The following is a 16,723-nucleotide window of genomic DNA, read 5'->3' as shown; positions in this document are numbered from 1 at the left end:
TAGCATAAGAATTTTAAAATCTGTTCACATTTTGTGAAAGAAACTATGTTATAATTATTATAAATAATGAGTTCTATGTTAGAATGATTATAAATTAAGATTGGGTGTTGGGGGTGTAATTAGAGCGATGCATATACTTGTTGTGGGAGTAGATTATAAATCCGCCCCTATTGAGATACGTGAAAAAGTAAGTTTTCAGCCGAATGAGCTGGCAGAAGCAATGGTGCAGCTGAAAGAAGAGAAAAGCATTCTTGAAAACATCATTGTCTCAACCTGCAACCGCACTGAAATTTATGCGGTAGTCGACCAGCTCCATACCGGCCGTTATTATATAAAAAAGTTTTTAGCTGATTGGTTTCAATTAAGCAAAGAAGAGCTGTCACCGTTCTTAACGTTTTATGAGAGCGATGCCGCTGTTGAGCATTTATTCCGTGTAGCCTGCGGACTTGACTCTATGGTGATTGGCGAAACGCAGATTCTCGGACAGGTACGCGACAGCTTTAAAACAGCTCAGCAAGAAAAAACGATCGGGACTATTTTTAATGAGCTGTTTAAGCAGGCGGTTACAGTGGGCAAACGGACTCACGCCGAAACAGACATTGGCTCAAATGCGGTGTCAGTAAGCTATGCTGCAGTTGAACTTGCCAAAAAAATCTTCGGAAATCTTTCAAGCAAGCACATATTGATTCTCGGTGCGGGAAAAATGGGCGAGCTTGCTGCGGAAAACCTGCACGGACAGGGAATCGGCAAGGTCACTGTCATTAACCGAACATACTTGAAAGCGAAGGAGCTTGCAGACCGTTTCTCAGGTGAAGCGAGAAGCTTGAATCAGCTTGAAAGCGCGCTTGCGGAGGCTGATATTTTAATCAGTTCAACCGGTGCAAGTGAATTTGTCGTGTCCAAAGAGATGATGGAAAACGCGAATAAGCTTCGCAAGGGACGTCCGCTGTTTATGGTCGACATTGCCGTGCCTAGAGATCTTGATCCGGCGCTGAATGATCTTGAAGGTGTTTTTCTTTATGATATCGACGATCTGGAAGGCATTGTAGAAGCGAACATGAAAGAGCGGAGAGAAACAGCTGAAAAAGTTGAACTGTTAATTGAAGAAACCATTGTGGAATTTAAACAATGGATGAATACACTTGGTGTTGTGCCGGTTATTTCTGCATTGCGCGAAAAGGCGCTTGCCATCCAGTCAGAAACGATGGACAGCATTGAGCGTAAGCTGCCTCACTTAAGCACAAGAGAGAAAAAACTGTTGAATAAACACACCAAAAGTATTATTAACCAAATGCTTCGTGATCCGATTTTAAAGGTGAAAGAGCTTGCGGCAGATGCTGATTCTGAAGAAAAGCTCGCGTTGTTTATGCAGATTTTTGATATTGAAGAAGCTGCGGGCCGTCAAATGATGAAAACCGTTGAAAGCAGCCAGAAGGTCCACTCTTTTAAGAAGGCTGAATCAAAAGCGGGCTTTAGCCCACTTGTAAGTGAGTGAAAGCTGAATGATTGATACTGCAATGGCAAGACTTAATGAGGGGACAATCGTCATTTACGCGTTAAGTGTACTCTTTTATTTTATAGATTTTCTTCAACACAACCGGAAGGCTGGAAAAATGGCCTTCTGGTTGCTTTCTATTGTCTGGACTCTGCAAACCGTGTATTTGGCCTATTTTATGTGGGTGACGGGGCGGTTTCCGGTATTAAATGTGACGGAGGCGCTTTATTTTTATGCCTGGGTGCTTGTCACGCTGTCACTTGTACTGACAAAGCTTTTACGTGTTGACTTTATCGTGTTTTTTACAAATGTTATAGGATTTTCTATGATCGCCATTCACACATTTTCACCGACAGAGCAGCAGTCAGCTGCTTTTTCCGGGCAGCTTGTATCCGAGCTTTTGGTGATTCATATTACAATGGCGATTCTTTCATACGGCGCTTTTTCCCTTTCTTTCGTTTTTTCTGTGCTATATATGTTTCAATATCATCTGCTGAAAAAGAAAAAGTGGGGAAAATGGCTGTTGAGAATAGAAGATTTATCTAAGCTTGATTATATGGCGTATGTTTTAAATGTCATCGGGGTTCCGATGCTGCTGCTGAGTTTGATTCTCGGCGTCATATGGGCATATGTCTCACTAGAAACGCTGTATTGGTTTGACGCCAAAGTGCTTGGTTCGTTTGTCGTCCTGCTGCTGTACAGCTATTATCTTTATATCAGGCTGATTAAAGAGCTGCAAGGAAAGGTCGCTGCACTGTGGAATACGGCTTGTTTTCTGGTGCTGATGATCAATTATTTCCTGCTTGGAAGCCTGTCGCAATTCCATTGGTTCAGTTAAACGATGTCCCAAGCAGATTCGGGAGGAAAGAAATGATGAGAACGATTAAAGTAGGTTCCAGACGAAGCAAACTCGCTATGACTCAAACAAAATGGGTTATTCAAAAACTGAAGGAAATCAATCCTTCGTTTGCTTTTGAAATTAAAGAGATCGTGACAAAGGGCGACCGGATTGTAGATGTTACACTCTCAAAAGTGGGTGGAAAAGGGCTGTTTGTCAAAGAAATTGAACAGGCGCTTTTAAACGAAGAGATTGATATGGCAGTGCACAGCATGAAGGACATGCCTGCTGTTTTGCCTGAAGGTCTTGTGATCGGCTGTATTCCTGAACGGGAGGACCCGCGTGATGCCCTTATTTCAAAGAATCGCGTAAAGCTTTCAGAAATGAAGGAAGGTGCTGTCGTTGGCACAAGCAGTTTAAGAAGAAGCGCGCAGCTTTTGATTGAGCGCCCTGACCTTACAATTAAATGGATTAGAGGTAATATAGATACAAGACTTCAAAAGCTGGAAACAGAGGATTATGACGCAATTATTTTAGCGGCTGCCGGCCTTTCTAGAATGGGTTGGAAGCAAGATGTCGTAACCGAATTCCTTGAGCCTGAGCGCTGTTTGCCTGCTGTGGGGCAGGGAGCACTGGCGATTGAGTGCCGAGAATCGGATGAAGAGCTGTTGGCGTTGTTTTCTCAGTTTACAGATGAATATACAAAACGGACTGTCTTAGCGGAACGTGCTTTTTTAAACGCGATGGAGGGCGGCTGCCAGGTTCCGATCGCAGGCTACTCCGTGTTAAATGGACAGGATGAAATTGAAATGACAGGTCTTGTCGCTTCACCTGACGGCAAAATCATTTTTAAAGAAACCGTCACCGGAAACGATCCGGAGGAAGTAGGAAAGCGCTGTGCCGCTCTTATGGCTGACAAAGGAGCAAAAGATTTAATTGATCGTGTAAAACGGGAGCTTGATGAGGATGGAAAATGATTTTCCGTTGAAAGGAAAAACAGTGCTTGTCACCCGGAATAAGGCACAGGCAACATCATTTCAGCAAAAAGTGGAGGCGCTTGGCGGTAAAGCGGTTTTAACCTCTTTGATTACGTTTCGCCGCGCTTTGCCGAATGATGTTGCGGAACAGGTAAGAGAGGATCTTGCCGCGCCAGGCTGGCTTGTTTTTACAAGTGTGAATGGGGCAGACTTCTTTTTTTCTTATCTGAAGGAAAATCAGCTTATTCTCCCTGCGCATAAAAAAATTGCAGCCGTTGGTGAAAAAACCGCCCGCCGTTTAAAAACGCATAACGTATCGGTTGATGTGATGCCACAGGAGTATATTGCTGAACAATTGGCTGACGCTCTTAAGCAACATGCTGAACCGGGGGAGCCCATTACCGTGATGAAAGGGAATTTGTCACGTGATGTGATAAAACAAGAGCTTGTCCCGCTCGGTTTTGAAGTAAAGGAATGGGTTCTCTACGAAACGATTCCGGATGAAGAAGGCATTGAGGCACTGAAAGACGCTGCGGGTCAATATTCCTTTGACTATGTAACATTTACGAGTTCATCAACCGTACATACGTTTATGCATGTCTTGGGAGAAGAATTAAAAAAGTGGAAGGCGAATGGGACGGCCTGTATCAGCATTGGACCTTTAACAAATGATGCCCTTCTGAAGTACGGCATCACATCGCATACGCCTGATACATTTACAATAGATGGCATGCTTGAATTAATGTGCAGCATGTCAAGAGAGGAAGAGAGAATATGAGTCAATCATTTAATAGACACCGCCGCCTGCGAACATCAAAAGCAATGAGAGAAATGGTAAAGGAAACACGTTTGCATCCATCAGATTTTATTTATCCGATTTTTGTCGTTGAAGGGCTGGAAGGCAAAAAAGCTGTTCCGTCAATGCCTGATGTTTACCATGTATCATTAGATTTATTGAAGGATGAAGTAGCGGAGCTGGTCAAACTGGGCATTCAATCTGTTATCGTGTTCGGCATCCCGGAAGAAAAAGATGATTGCGGAACACAAGCGTACCATGATCACGGAATTGTCCAAAAAGCCATCACAGAAATTAAAGAACACTTCCCTGAAATGGTTGTTGTCGCTGACACGTGCCTGTGCGAATATACAGACCACGGCCATTGCGGACTTGTCAAAGACGGAGTCATTCTCAATGATGAATCGCTGGAGCTTTTGGCGCAGACAGCTGTCAGCCAAGCGAAAGCAGGTGCGGATATCATTGCGCCATCAAACATGATGGACGGATTTGTTACAGTGATCAGAGAAGCACTTGATAAAGAAGGATTCGTCAATATTCCCATCATGTCTTACGCTGTTAAATATTCAAGTGAGTTTTACGGTCCGTTCCGTGATGCAGCAAACAGCACACCGCAATTCGGAGACCGCAAAACATATCAGATGGACCCTGCCAACCGTATGGAGGCACTCCGCGAAGCACAATCAGATGTTGAGGAAGGCGCGGACTTTTTGATTGTCAAACCTTCGCTTTCTTATATGGATATCATGCGTGACGTAAAAAATGAGTTTACTTTGCCGCTCGTCGCTTATAATGTAAGCGGAGAGTATTCAATGGTGAAGGCTGCAGCGCAGAACGGCTGGATCAAAGAAAAAGAAATTGTGTTGGAAATTTTGACAAGCATGAAGCGCGCGGGTGCCGACCTGATTATTACGTATCATGCGAAAGACGCAGCGAAATGGCTTGCGGAGTAATTTTATTCAGTTGACAGGAGTTGAGGCAGATGAGAAGCTATGAAAAATCAAAAACGGCTTTTAAAGAAGCGCAAAAACTCATGCCGGGCGGTGTGAACAGTCCCGTTCGCGCATTTAAATCGGTAGACATGGACCCGATTTTTATGGAGCGCGGAAAAGGCTCGAAAATCTTTGATATTGACGGGAATGAATATATTGACTACGTCTTGTCATGGGGGCCTTTAATTTTAGGGCATACAAATGACCGCGTCGTAGAAAGCCTCAAAAAAGTGGCTGAATACGGGACAAGCTTTGGTGCTCCGACTGAAGTAGAAAATGAACTGGCTAAGCTCGTCATTGATCGTGTGCCATCTGTAGAAATTGTACGAATGGTAAGCTCCGGAACAGAGGCTACAATGAGTGCCCTCCGTTTGGCAAGGGGCTATACGGGCCGCAACAAGATTTTAAAATTTGAGGGCTGCTACCACGGACACGGCGATTCTCTCTTGATTAAAGCTGGTTCAGGTGTTGCCACTCTCGGTCTGCCTGACAGCCCGGGGGTGCCTGAAGGCATTGCGAAAAACACCATCACCGTTCCGTACAATGATTTAGAAAGTGTAAAGCTTGCTTTCCAGCAATTCGGTGAAGACATTGCGGGAGTCATTGTAGAGCCAGTTGCCGGAAATATGGGTGTTGTTCCGCCGCAAGAAGGTTTCCTTCAGGGTCTGCGTGATATCACTGAGCAGTACGGCTCCCTGCTGATTTTTGATGAAGTGATGACTGGCTTCCGGGTCGATTATAACTGCGCTCAAGGCTACTTCGGCGTAACGCCTGATCTGACTTGTTTAGGAAAAGTAATCGGGGGCGGACTTCCTGTCGGCGCTTATGGCGGAAAGGCAGAAATCATGGAGCAGATCGCTCCAAGCGGTCCGATCTATCAAGCTGGTACATTGTCAGGCAACCCGCTTGCGATGACGGCTGGCTTAGAGACATTGAAACAGCTGACACCTGAATCCTACAAGAATTTCATCAAAAAAGGCGACAGACTGGAAGAAGGAATTTCAAAAGCCGCCGGGGCTCATGGCATTCCGCATACCTTTAACCGTGCAGGTTCGATGATCGGTTTCTTCTTTACAAACGAACCAGTCATCAATTATGAAACAGCGAAATCATCTGATTTGAAGCTGTTCGCAAGCTATTATAAAGGGATGGCAAATGAAGGGGTATTCCTTCCGCCATCACAATTCGAAGGTCTTTTCCTCTCAACGGCCCATACTGATGAAGATATTGAAAACACAATCCAGGCAGCTGAGAAAGTATTTGCTGAGATCAGCCGCAGATAAGAGTGAAAACCGGTATCAAGGACTCCTTGTGCCGGTTTTTTCGTGCTCTCCCACTCATATTTTCTCCAGTTCATACATACACCTTTAGTGACATCTAATTTTAAGGATTAGATGAAAGGAGGATATGAACTTGCCGCAAAATCATCGATTGCAATTTTCTGTAGAAGAATCGATCTGTTTCCAAAAAGGACAGGAAGTTTCTGAACTGCTTTCTATTTCATTAGATCCTGATATTAGGGTTCAGGAAGTAAATGATTATGTATCAATCATAGGATCGCTTGAACTTACAGGTGAGTACAACATAGATCAAAACAAACATACCGAAGAGATTTATACAGATAAGCGGTTTGTTGAACAAGTCAGAAAGAGAGAGGATGGAAGTGCGGAACTGACTCACTGTTTTCCTGTGGATATTACCATTCCGAAAAATAAAGTGAGCCATTTACAGGATGTCTTCGTCTTTATTGACGCATTTGACTATCAATTGACGGATTCGCGCATTTTAACAATTCAAGCTGATTTAGCGATTGAAGGGCTTTTGGATGATACGCAAGACAAAGAGCCGGAGATACCTTTATATGAAGCTCCTGCGGCATTCAGGGAGGAAGAGCTTTCAGAGCCGCCGGCACATAGTGTAGTAGAAGAACCGGGTGCATCATCGGCAGAGGAAGCAGTTCTTCAGCATGAACCGCCAGCCGAACCGCCAGAACTTTTTATCTCAAAAGCGGGGCTCCGTGAAGAACTGGAGACAGAAAAAGCAGAATCTGAGCCGCCTGAATCGGTTGCTTCAGAACCAGAGGCCAGAGAAGATGTAAAAGAGGAAGAAGAGTCAGAAGAGCTTGCTGTGCCGGAAACGGAGGTTCGTGCTGAATCGGAAACAGAAGAATCTGAGCCAGAACCTGATCATTCAGAAATAGAGATTCAAGAGATCGTTAAAGCAAAAAAAGAAACGGCAGAGCCGACAGCTGCAACAGCGGATGTTCGTGAAGAAGCAGACTCTCCAGCGGAGACTGAGCTTCGTGAACACGCTGGAGCAGAAGAATCGCCTGCTTTGGAAGCTGAGCTTCATTCAGAGACTGTGATTGCAGAGGAAAAAGAGGAAACAACAGTGTCTCCTAATCATGAATATGCGCTGCGCCAAGAGGCTCAAAATGAAGAAGCAGCTCAATCGGATCAGGCTGATCCTGCGCTTTGCCATGAAGAGGCGGAACCGGATGAAGCTTTGGAGAGTGTATCAGAGACCGCTCTCTCCATAGAAGATAGCAGAGAAACAGCTTCAGCTGCATATGTGGAGAATGACAAAGCCGATTTACATTTCCATTTCAATCAAAAAACAAGCTCGGAGGAGACATCTCAAGAAGAATTGCCTGAACCGGCATACCGTACCTTCCTGCCTGAACAAGAAGAGGAAGATTCTTTTTATTCAGCGCCTAAGCTGCTGGAGGAGGAAGAACAAGAGGAAGAGAGCTTCGAAATTGAAGTGAGAAAAACACCATCAGCTGAAGAGCCTAAGGAAGAAACACCTTTTCAATCCTTCCAGCTGCCTGAATCTTCTGAGACTGAAAGGAAGGAAACGGATGCTGTTCCTAGGGTTGCTCCTGCTCCTGAAACGAAGGAACCTCAAACAAAGGAAAGTGATAATTCTCTTTATTTAACAAAACTCTTTACAAAAGAAGCGGATGAGTTTTCGAGAATGAAAATATGCATTGTACAGCAGGAAGATACGATCGAGCGTTTATGCGAACGGTATGAAATTACATCCCAGCAGCTGATCAGGATGAATTCTTTAGCATTGGATGATGAATTAAAAGCAGGACAGATTCTCTATATTCCTCAATATAAAAATAGCCATGTGTAAACCGTAAGCGATCGGAAAATGTGGTGAATGAAATGGAAGATACCCAATCGGTTCTTCGGGAATACGGACTGACTGCTCAATTTATTGAGCCTGTCAGTCCTCTTGTTTGGAAAGTGTATACAGACTACGGCGTATTTGCCCTGAAAAAATTGAAAGAGGGTCGCGGCAAGCATTTTACAGATCATATGGTGGCGATTGAGGAAAAAGGCTTTCGTTCATTCGTTCCTGTTTACAGAACAAATAGCGGTGAGTTTTTCTCAGCAGGCATACAATACGGAGATACCTACTATTTAATGCCTTGGCTCCAATTTGACCAAGAGGAAGAACGGGATCAGAAACATGCTTATTTATTTAGAGAAACAGCCCGTCTTCACGAGAGAACCGCGCAGGAACTAAAGGTTAGACGTGATGAGATTGAACGTTATTACGGGCAAACGAAAAAAAAGTGGGAACAAGATAAAATTTTCTATGAGCAGTTTGTGGATAGAGCGGAGAAGGAATGGTACCTTTCTCCCTTTGAACTCCAGGCCATAACCTATTTTTCTGAAACCATTTCCGCGGTGAACTTTGCGCTGGAACGGCTGGAGGACTGGTATGAGTCCGCAAAGGAAAAGGACGTTTCAAGGGTTGTAATGAACCACGGCAGCCTGTCTATACACCATTTTCTGTATAATGATGCCGGGACCGGATATTTTACAAACTTCGAAAGAGCATCTGTCGGTCCTCCGCAAAACGACCTGCTCGGCTTTTATACAAAAATGTTCAGAGGCTTTCCGAAAGCTTGTCCGGAATGCGTCGAATGGTTTTATGGATATACGAAATCATTCCCTTTGCGTGAAGCGGAAGTCAGCCTTTTCCTCAGCTATATGGCATATCCGGCAGCCATGTACAAGGTGCTGAACGGTTATCAAACTGGGAAACGACAGCATGAAAAAGAGGAATGTACACAATTATTAAAGGCTTATTGGCAAATGAAAAATATAGAGACGTTTGTGATGAAAATTCATCAGATTGAACAAGAGAAAAAATTTCAGGCTGAAAACGAGTCCACGTCTTAATGGCGCGGACTTGTTTGTTTATATCCATTCTAAATGAAGGGCGCAAGCTAAAAAGATTAGGATTGCGAGCAGCAAAACATCAAAGGTTGTCGGAAAGAAAATGGTTCTGATTCCTTGAAAAATCGTAATGGGAATAATCACTTGTGCGGATACAAGCCGAATTTGCCTTACCCATGGCGGCAGTGAATAAGAGCTGAAACGTTTCTTCACGGTGCATCCTCCTCTACGCATTTACAAGCATCATATGTAAACTTGGGCAATAGGTGCCTGCCCATCTGTATAGAAAGCGGTGTTTTTGGAAAAGATGATTGACGAATCAAAAACACTTTTACTATAATAAAGAACATAAATAATGTATACAATGAGCTGATAAATACACCTGCTTAGAACGGGAAGAGTACAAAAAAGGCGCATGCAGAGAGAGAAGCCGTTTGCTGAAAGGCTTCTTATGTTGTCTGATTGGAAGGTCGCCCGGGAGCATAATTTCTTGAAAGAAGAGTAGAGAAATTCGGGAAACACCCGTTATCCGTTATAAGTGCATGAACTGATAGAGTTCATGAAAAAAGGTGGTACCGCGAAAGAGCTTTTCGTCCTTTTACAGGGATGAAGAGCTCTTTTTTCGTTCTCAGCCATTTTTAAACATGCTGGAGGGTTATGATGGAAACGAATGAACAAACAATGCCGACGAAATATGATCCGGCAGCGGTTGAAAAAGACCGATATGATTTTTGGCTAAAAGGCAAATTTTTTGAAGCGGGCAGTGACCAGACAAAAGAGCCATACTCTGTTGTCATCCCGCCGCCAAACGTAACAGGAAGACTTCACCTTGGCCACGCATGGGACACAACGCTGCAAGACATTGTAACGAGAATGAAACGCATGCAGGGCTATGATGTGCTGTGGCTTCCTGGCATGGACCACGCCGGCATCGCGACACAGGCTAAAGTAGAGGCGAAACTTCGTGAAGAAGGCAAATCCCGCTACGATTTAGGCCGTGAAAAATTCCTCGAAGAAACGTGGAAGTGGAAGGAAGAATATGCTGACTTTATTCGCAGCCAGTGGGCGAAATTAGGTCTTGGCCTAGATTATTCCCGTGAACGTTTTACGCTGGATGAAGGCTTGAGCAAAGCGGTAAGGGAAGTATTCGTTAAGCTTTATGAAAAAGGCCTGATCTACAGAGGCGAATATATTATTAACTGGGACCCAGCGACAAAAACAGCCCTATCCGACATTGAGGTGATTTACAAGGATGTTCAAGGCGCATTCTATCATATGAGCTATCCGCTTGATGACGGTTCAGGCTCAATTGAAATTGCGACGACACGTCCTGAAACAATGCTCGGTGATACAGCTGTTGCCGTTCACCCTGAAGACGAGCGCTATAAACACCTTATCGGAAAAACGGTGATCCTGCCGATTGTAAATCGTGAAATTCCGATTGTCGGTGATGACTATGTTGATATGGAATTTGGTTCAGGTGCCGTGAAAATTACACCTGCTCATGATCCGAACGACTTCGAGCTTGGCAACCGCCACAATTTAGAACGCATCCTTGTCATGAATGAAGATGGCACGATGAATGAAAATGCGCTCCAATATCAAGGTATGGATCGTTTTGAATGCCGCAAAAAGCTCGTGAAAGATTTACAGGAGGCGGGAGTTCTCTTCAAGATCGAGGATCATATGCACTCTGTCGGCCATAGTGAACGAAGCGGGGCTGTTGTGGAGCCTTATCTTTCTACACAATGGTTTGTGCGCATGCAGCCGCTTGCTGATGCAGCGATTGAGCTGCAAAAGAAAGGAGAAAAGGTCAACTTTGTGCCTGACCGTTTCGAAAAAACGTATTTACACTGGATGGAAAATATCCGCGACTGGTGTATCTCCCGTCAATTGTGGTGGGGACATCGTATTCCTGCCTGGTATCATAAAGAAACAGGCGAGCTATATGTTGGGCTTGAAGCGCCGGAAGACAGCGAAAATTGGGAACAGGATACAGACGTACTGGATACATGGTTCAGTTCTGCGCTATGGCCTTTCTCCACAATGGGCTGGCCTGATGTAACTGCTGAAGACTTTAAACGCTACTATCCGACAGATGTTCTCGTGACAGGGTACGATATCATTTTCTTCTGGGTATCACGCATGATTTTCCAAGGCATTGAATTTACAGGCGAGCGCCCGTTCAAAGATGTTTTAATCCACGGCTTAATCCGTGACGAGCAAGGCCGGAAAATGAGTAAATCTCTTGGCAACGGTGTCGACCCGATGGATGTGATTGACAAGTACGGAGCCGATTCTCTGCGTTATTTCCTTGCGACTGGAAGCTCTCCTGGTCAGGATCTGCGCTTCAGCTATGAAAAAGTGGAATCGACCTGGAATTTTGCCAATAAAATTTGGAACGCCTCCCGTTTTGCATTAATGAATATGGATGGCATGACGTACGATGAGCTTGATCTGTCAGGCGAAAAATCAGTCGCTGACAAGTGGATTTTAACGCGGTTAAATGAAACGATCGAGCACGTGACCCAGCTTGCTGATCGATATGAATTTGGTGAAGTAGGACGCCATTTATATAACTTTATTTGGGATGATTTCTGTGATTGGTATATTGAAATGGCGAAGCTTCCGCTTTATGGAGAAGACGAAGCGGCTAAGAAAACTACCCGTTCCATCCTTGCTTACGTACTTGATCAAACGATGCGTCTGCTCCATCCGTTTATGCCATTCTTAACGGAGGAAATTTGGCAGCACCTTCCTCACCAAGGGGAATCGATTACAGTAAGTCAATGGCCTGTAGTAGTGCCGGAGCATACCGATACTGAAGCGGCAGCTGACATGAAGCTTCTTGTTGAGCTGATCCGTTCTGTGCGCAATATCCGCAGTGAAGTCAATACGCCAATGAGCAAGCAGGTTGAACTGTACATTAAAACAAGCACAGACGAAATAGCAGCCCGCCTCGAAGCAAACCGTTCATATGTTGAACGCTTTACGAATCCGAGTGTGCTTAAAATTGGCACCGATATTGAGGCTGTTGATAAGGCGATGACGGCCGTTGTCTCAGGAGCAGAGGTTATTCTTCCGCTTGAAGGCTTAATCAATATTGATGAAGAAATTGCCCGTCTGCAAAAAGAATTTGATAAACTGACAAAAGAAGTTGAGCGTGTCCAAAAGAAACTTGGAAATGAAGGATTTATGAAAAAAGCGCCTGCACACGTAATTGATGAAGAACGTGAAAAAGAAAAAGATTATGTGGCGAAGCGTGACGCTGTTCAAAAACGAATGGCTGAGCTGAAGGGTTAATGAAAAGCCGGGGCGGTTTCTAGAGAAACCGCCTTGTCTTATAAAAGAGGGGATTATCATTGTTTACTGCATATCAAGATGCGCGCAGCTGGATTCACGGGAGGCTGAAATTCGGGGTGAAGCCCGGACTTGGCCGAATGAAACAGCTGATGGCGCGGTTAGGACATCCTGAAAAAAAAATCCGAGCGTTCCACGTTGCAGGAACAAACGGTAAAGGATCAACTGTCGCTTTTATCCGTTCTATGCTGCAGGAAGCCGGATATACGGTTGGAACATTTACATCGCCTTATATTATTACGTTTAATGAACGGATCAGCGTAAACGGGATACCGATTTCTGATGAGGAATGGACAGCACTCGTCAATCAAATGAAACCGCACGTTGAAGCCCTTGATCAAACGGAATACGGACAGCCGACAGAATTTGAAATTATGACAGCTTGTGCATTTTTATATTTTGCAGAGTTTCATAAGGTCGATTTTGTTATTTTTGAAACAGGTCTGGGCGGTAGATTCGATTCTACTAATGTGGTTGAACCGCTCTTAACTGTGATTACAAGCATCGGACACGATCATATGAACATTTTGGGAAACACCATTGAAGAAATTGCAGGAGAAAAGGCCGGTATTATTAAAGAAGGTATTCCAATCGTTACAGCAGTTACCCAGCCGGAAGCGTTACAGGTCATCCGCCACGAAGCCGAACGGCATGCTGCGCCGTTCCAGTCATTGCATGATGCATGTGTTATTTTCAATGAAGAGGCTCTGCCTGCAGGAGAACAGTTTTCATTCAAAACGGAAGAGAAATGCTATGAAGATATTCGGACATCTCTGATTGGCACCCATCAAAGACAAAATGCTGCTTTGTCCATTTTGGCTGCGGAGTGGCTCAATAAGGAGAATATCGCCCATATCAGTGACGAAGCGTTAAGGAGCGGGCTTGTGAAGGCTGCTTGGCCGGGACGGTTAGAGCTTGTTCAGGAGCATCCTCCGGTATATTTAGACGGTGCGCATAACGAAGAAGGTGTTGAAAAGCTGGCGGAAACGATGAAGCAGCGTTTCGCCAATTCACGCATTTCTGTGGTGTTTAGCGCGTTAAAGGACAAACCGTATCAGAACATGATTAAAAGACTGGAAACCATTGCTCATGCGATTCATTTTGCTTCTTTTGATTTCCCGCGTGCTTCTCTTGCAAAAGATCTCTATGATGCAAGTGAAATCAGCAATAAAAGCTGGAGTGAAGATCCAGACGATGTGATCAAATTCATAGAAAGCAAAAAGGGCTCAAATGAAATTACGCTGATTACCGGATCTCTTTACTTTATTTCTGACATTCGAAAAAGGTTGAAATAAAAGCATCCGGCTCCGGCAGAATCAAAAAAAGATTCTGCCGTTTTTTTCATGTGTAAAATTGAATATTCCCAATTGGAGCTCAGGATGTCCATTTTGCTACAATCCATACCAGAACTCAATGAATAAAGGTGTGTTGTCTATGCTATCCATTCTTTTTATCTTCGGGCTTATCCTTGGTTCTTTTTACTATACGGCCGGGTGCCGTATCCCCTTACATCTATCTATTATTGCGCCCCGTTCATCATGCCCGTTTTGCCGGCGAACATTAACTCCTGCAGAATTAATTCCCATCCTGTCATTCCTATTTCAAAAAGGTAAATGTAAAAGCTGCGGGCATAGGATTTCTTTTATGTATCCCGCAGCAGAGCTTGTGACAGCGTGTTTATTTGCCGCCGCAGGAATACGCTTTGGCACATCGCTGGAACTGTTTCCCGCTGTGGTGTTTATCTCTCTTCTCATTATTGTTGCAGTGACAGATATTCATTTTATGCTGATTCCAAATCGAATATTGATTTTCTTTCTTCCCTTTTTGGCGGCCGCGAGATTGATTTCTCCGCTTGATTCCTGGTATGCAGGCCTGTTAGGTGCGGCAGCCGGATTTTTGTTTCTGGCTGTAATTGCCGCAATCACCCATGGGGGAGTAGGGGGAGGAGATATTAAATTATTTGCGGTGATTGGCTTTGTGCTTGGTGTGAAAATGCTGGCAGCTGCCTTTTTCTTTTCAGTTTTGATAGGTGCATTATATGGAGCGGCAGCTGTTCTGACTGGTAGACTCGCTAAAAGGCAGCCGCTTCCCTTCGCCCCCGCTATAGCCGCAGGGAGCATTTTAGCCTATTTATACGGTGACTCTATCATTTCTTTTTATATCAAAATGGCATTGGGCTGACTGCTGAAAAATTTGACGAACGTTTTTTGGACAAGGCGACAAAAGTCTTGTTCTTTTTTTCTTTGCCTGTGCTAAAGTGTGTAGCATGAAAAGCCGACAAAAACGGTCAAGCAAATGAAGGGAGGAAGCGGAATTGAAAAAAAGAAAGAATAAAAAAAACAGTAAAGCCGCAGAAAAAGCCCTCAAGGTGACGATTAATGGAAAAGAAGAGACGGTTTACGAACAAGAGACGCCTGAGACAGAGGCGAATAAAAGCATGACATTTTCAAATTGGGAGGAAAAAAGACAGGCAGAACAAGAGGTTGCGGCATCCCAGGAACACCCTGATGAAGATGAATTCAATTGGGATTCCGAGGAGGACAAGGTGTTTAAAGAGGACCCTAAAGTTGTTCCTCCTTTTCAAAAGAAAAAAACAAAGCTTTACGCAAAAGGAAAGACCGGGGCTGCCAAACCGGTAAAAAGAGTGGCCGCGACGATTGCCTTCGCGGCTGTCATTGGCACTGGATTAGGGTTATTCGCGTTAAACATATCGGGGAATAAAGAAGCGTCAGCACCGGCCTCTTTAGAGGATTCTTTAGGCAGCCAAACGGCAAAAGCAGGGGATACTTCTGCTGATAAACAAACCTCAGGCGCAGAAAAACAAGCGGCACAAACTGAAGGTACATACAAAACATACGCTGTGCAAGCCGGAAAATTTTCAAATGAAAAGGGCGCCGAAACGTTAACAGAACAATTGACCGAAAAAGGATATTCCGCCGTGTCACTGTCAAAGGATGACGGGTATACGTATGTCATCGCGGGCTTAGCCAGTGATAAGGAGGTCTCACAGCAGTTAGGACAGGTTTTAATCGACAGTGATTTTGAAGCCTGGGGAGGCAAGGAGCTTTCCTTATCAATAGAGTCAGATATGACAGATTCTTTTAAGGAAACAGCGGAGCTTGCAGCAAAGGCGATTCTCGGCGAAGACATTACAAAAGCGAGTGTAGAGAAAATAGAAAAGTCGCTTGGTGAAACAAAAGCGTCAGAAACAGGAGAGAAAAAAGCGATTTTGCAGGCTTTAAAGGAATTAGAGGATCCAAGTGCTGAAGCCGGGTGGAAGGCTCAGCAGGAGCTGTTAGCCGTCGTAAAATAAGAGATAGTGCCCTGAGCCTTCGTCCTTTAGTGACAGGCTTTTTTTATTTTGTCATGAAAAAGTTATTTTTCTGAAATTGTGACAAGCCTCGTGATTTGGTAGGATAAACGAGTATCTTTTTTTCTTAAGCAAACCCTGAAAGGATGACGAACATGACAAAACCGCTAATACTTGCATCACAATCTCCGCGCAGGAAAGAACTCCTCGATCTTCTCCAGCTGCCCTACTCCATTATTGTCAGTGAAGTAGAAGAAAAATTAAATCGAAACTTTTCACCAGAAGAAAACGTCCAATGGTTGGCAAAACAAAAAGCTAAGGCTGTAGCTGATCTCCACCCGCATGCAATCGTTATCGGTGCTGATACAATGGTATGCCTTGACGGCGAATGTCTTGGCAAACCGCAGGATCAAGAAGAAGCTGCTTCTATGCTGCGGAGGCTTTCAGGCCGAAGTCACTCAGTAATAACCGCGGTCAGCATTCAAGCTGAAAATCACAGCGAGACTTTTTATGATAAGACAGAAGTTGCGTTTTGGTCCCTCAGTGAAGAAGAGATTTGGACATATATTGAAACAAAAGAGCCGATGGATAAAGCAGGTGCATACGGCATCCAAGGAAGAGGCGCGCTTTTTGTAAAGAAAATAGACGGAGATTATTATTCAGTCATGGGCCTTCCTATATCAAAAACAATGAGAGCTCTTCGCCATTTTGATATAAGGGCATGACGGTTCTATAAACGGGAAGGGAAAGAAAAGGAGT

14 protein-coding genes and 1 other annotated feature are annotated in these 16,723 nt (G+C 44.3%); of the genes, 13 read left to right on the top strand and 1 reads right to left on the bottom strand.

From position 1 onward, the window contains the following. The first annotated feature begins 127 nt into the window (after positions 1-127). The 8 genes from hemA (at position 128) to cotN (ending at position 9,297) form a co-directional block, all read left to right on the top strand. Complete coding sequence (gene hemA / locus NSU05_RS14055; protein WP_004399038.1) at positions 128-1,495, top strand: glutamyl-tRNA reductase; 1,368 nt, start codon at positions 128-130, stop codon at positions 1,493-1,495. 7 nt (positions 1,496-1,502) lie between these two features. Further along, entirely contained in the window at positions 1,503-2,333 is an 831-nt protein-coding gene (locus NSU05_RS14050) for a cytochrome c biogenesis protein (protein ID WP_003222575.1), read from the top strand. A gap of 32 nt (positions 2,334-2,365) precedes the next feature. Beyond that, a complete protein-coding gene (gene hemC, locus NSU05_RS14045; RefSeq protein WP_080263035.1) occupies positions 2,366-3,310 on the top strand; it encodes a hydroxymethylbilane synthase in 945 nt (314 codons plus the stop codon). Next, positions 3,300-4,088: a uroporphyrinogen-III synthase gene (gene hemD, locus NSU05_RS14040; protein WP_038429408.1), complete on the top strand. Its 789-nt coding sequence runs from the start codon at positions 3,300-3,302 to the stop codon at positions 4,086-4,088. Before hemC ends, hemD begins: the two co-directional genes overlap by 11 nt. Further along, a complete protein-coding gene (gene hemB, locus NSU05_RS14035) occupies positions 4,085-5,059 on the top strand; it encodes a porphobilinogen synthase (RefSeq protein WP_015483525.1) in 975 nt (324 codons plus the stop codon). The genes hemD and hemB overlap by 4 nt, the downstream gene beginning before the upstream one ends. 29 nt (positions 5,060-5,088) lie before the next feature. Next, complete coding sequence (gene hemL, locus NSU05_RS14030; RefSeq protein WP_003229633.1) at positions 5,089-6,381, top strand: glutamate-1-semialdehyde 2,1-aminomutase; 1,293 nt, start codon at positions 5,089-5,091, stop codon at positions 6,379-6,381. 130 nt (positions 6,382-6,511) lie between these two features. After that, positions 6,512-8,239: a spore coat morphogenetic protein SpoVID gene (gene spoVID / locus NSU05_RS14025; RefSeq protein ID WP_038429407.1), complete on the top strand. Its 1,728-nt coding sequence runs from the start codon at positions 6,512-6,514 to the stop codon at positions 8,237-8,239. Between the two features lie 32 nt (positions 8,240-8,271). Beyond that, positions 8,272-9,297 (top strand): spore coat protein CotN, encoded by a 1,026-nt coding sequence (gene cotN, locus NSU05_RS14020; RefSeq protein WP_038429406.1) that lies wholly within the window; start codon positions 8,272-8,274, stop codon positions 9,295-9,297. 18 nt (positions 9,298-9,315) lie between these two features. Here cotN and NSU05_RS14015 read toward each other — a convergent pair whose 3' ends face one another. Further along, positions 9,316-9,507: a hypothetical protein gene (locus NSU05_RS14015; protein ID WP_003222590.1), complete on the bottom strand. Its 192-nt coding sequence runs from the start codon at positions 9,505-9,507 to the stop codon at positions 9,316-9,318. A 165-nt stretch (positions 9,508-9,672) separates the two neighbouring features. Next, positions 9,673-9,895, top strand: a binding site (T-box leader). 59 nt (positions 9,896-9,954) lie between these two features. On the opposite strand from NSU05_RS14015, the gene valS reads away from it, so the two are divergent. From valS to NSU05_RS13990, 5 genes are all read left to right on the top strand, one after another. Further along, the gene (gene valS, locus NSU05_RS14010) at positions 9,955-12,597 is read left to right on the top strand and encodes a valine--tRNA ligase (RefSeq protein ID WP_038429405.1); all 2,643 of its coding nucleotides are present in this window, start codon (positions 9,955-9,957) and stop codon (positions 12,595-12,597) included. A 59-nt stretch (positions 12,598-12,656) separates the two neighbouring features. Further along, on the top strand, positions 12,657-13,949 hold the full coding sequence (locus NSU05_RS14005; protein ID WP_038429404.1) for a folylpolyglutamate synthase/dihydrofolate synthase family protein: 1,293 nt from the start codon (positions 12,657-12,659) through the stop codon (positions 13,947-13,949). A gap of 139 nt (positions 13,950-14,088) precedes the next feature. Next, positions 14,089-14,835, top strand: a complete 747-nt coding sequence (locus NSU05_RS14000; RefSeq protein WP_072592551.1) for an A24 family peptidase — start codon at positions 14,089-14,091, stop codon at positions 14,833-14,835. A 133-nt stretch (positions 14,836-14,968) separates the two neighbouring features. After that, on the top strand, positions 14,969-15,967 hold the full coding sequence (gene spoIIB, locus NSU05_RS13995; protein WP_038429403.1) for a stage II sporulation protein SpoIIB: 999 nt from the start codon (positions 14,969-14,971) through the stop codon (positions 15,965-15,967). 152 nt (positions 15,968-16,119) lie between these two features. Continuing rightward, positions 16,120-16,689: a Maf family nucleotide pyrophosphatase gene (locus NSU05_RS13990; RefSeq protein WP_004398496.1), complete on the top strand. Its 570-nt coding sequence runs from the start codon at positions 16,120-16,122 to the stop codon at positions 16,687-16,689. Positions 16,690-16,723: the final 34 nt, after the last annotated feature.

The organism is Bacillus sp. EU52, from assembly GCF_037964975.1.
Classification (GTDB): Bacteria; Bacillota; Bacilli; order Bacillales; family Bacillaceae; genus Bacillus; species Bacillus subtilis.
This window is presented reverse-complemented; position numbering and strand designations above follow the sequence as displayed.

Bases quoted from the DNA above. Each gene is read 5' to 3' on its own strand.
- hemA (WP_004399038.1), top strand. From the start codon at position 128: ATGCATATACTTGTTGTGGGAGTAGATTATAAATCCGCCCCTATTGAG.
- hemL (WP_003229633.1), top strand. From the start codon at position 5,089: ATGAGAAGCTATGAAAAATCAAAAACGGCTTTTAAAGAAGCGCAAAAA.
- NSU05_RS13990 (WP_004398496.1), top strand. From the start codon at position 16,120: ATGACAAAACCGCTAATACTTGCATCACAATCTCCGCGCAGGAAAGAA.
- cotN (WP_038429406.1), top strand. From the start codon at position 8,272: ATGGAAGATACCCAATCGGTTCTTCGGGAATACGGACTGACTGCTCAA.
- NSU05_RS14000 (WP_072592551.1), top strand. From the start codon at position 14,089: ATGCTATCCATTCTTTTTATCTTCGGGCTTATCCTTGGTTCTTTTTAC.
- hemB (WP_015483525.1), top strand. From the start codon at position 4,085: ATGAGTCAATCATTTAATAGACACCGCCGCCTGCGAACATCAAAAGCA.
- NSU05_RS14050 (WP_003222575.1), top strand. From the start codon at position 1,503: ATGATTGATACTGCAATGGCAAGACTTAATGAGGGGACAATCGTCATT.
- hemC (WP_080263035.1), top strand. From the start codon at position 2,366: ATGATGAGAACGATTAAAGTAGGTTCCAGACGAAGCAAACTCGCTATG.
- hemD (WP_038429408.1), top strand. From the start codon at position 3,300: ATGGAAAATGATTTTCCGTTGAAAGGAAAAACAGTGCTTGTCACCCGG.
- valS (WP_038429405.1), top strand. From the start codon at position 9,955: ATGGAAACGAATGAACAAACAATGCCGACGAAATATGATCCGGCAGCG.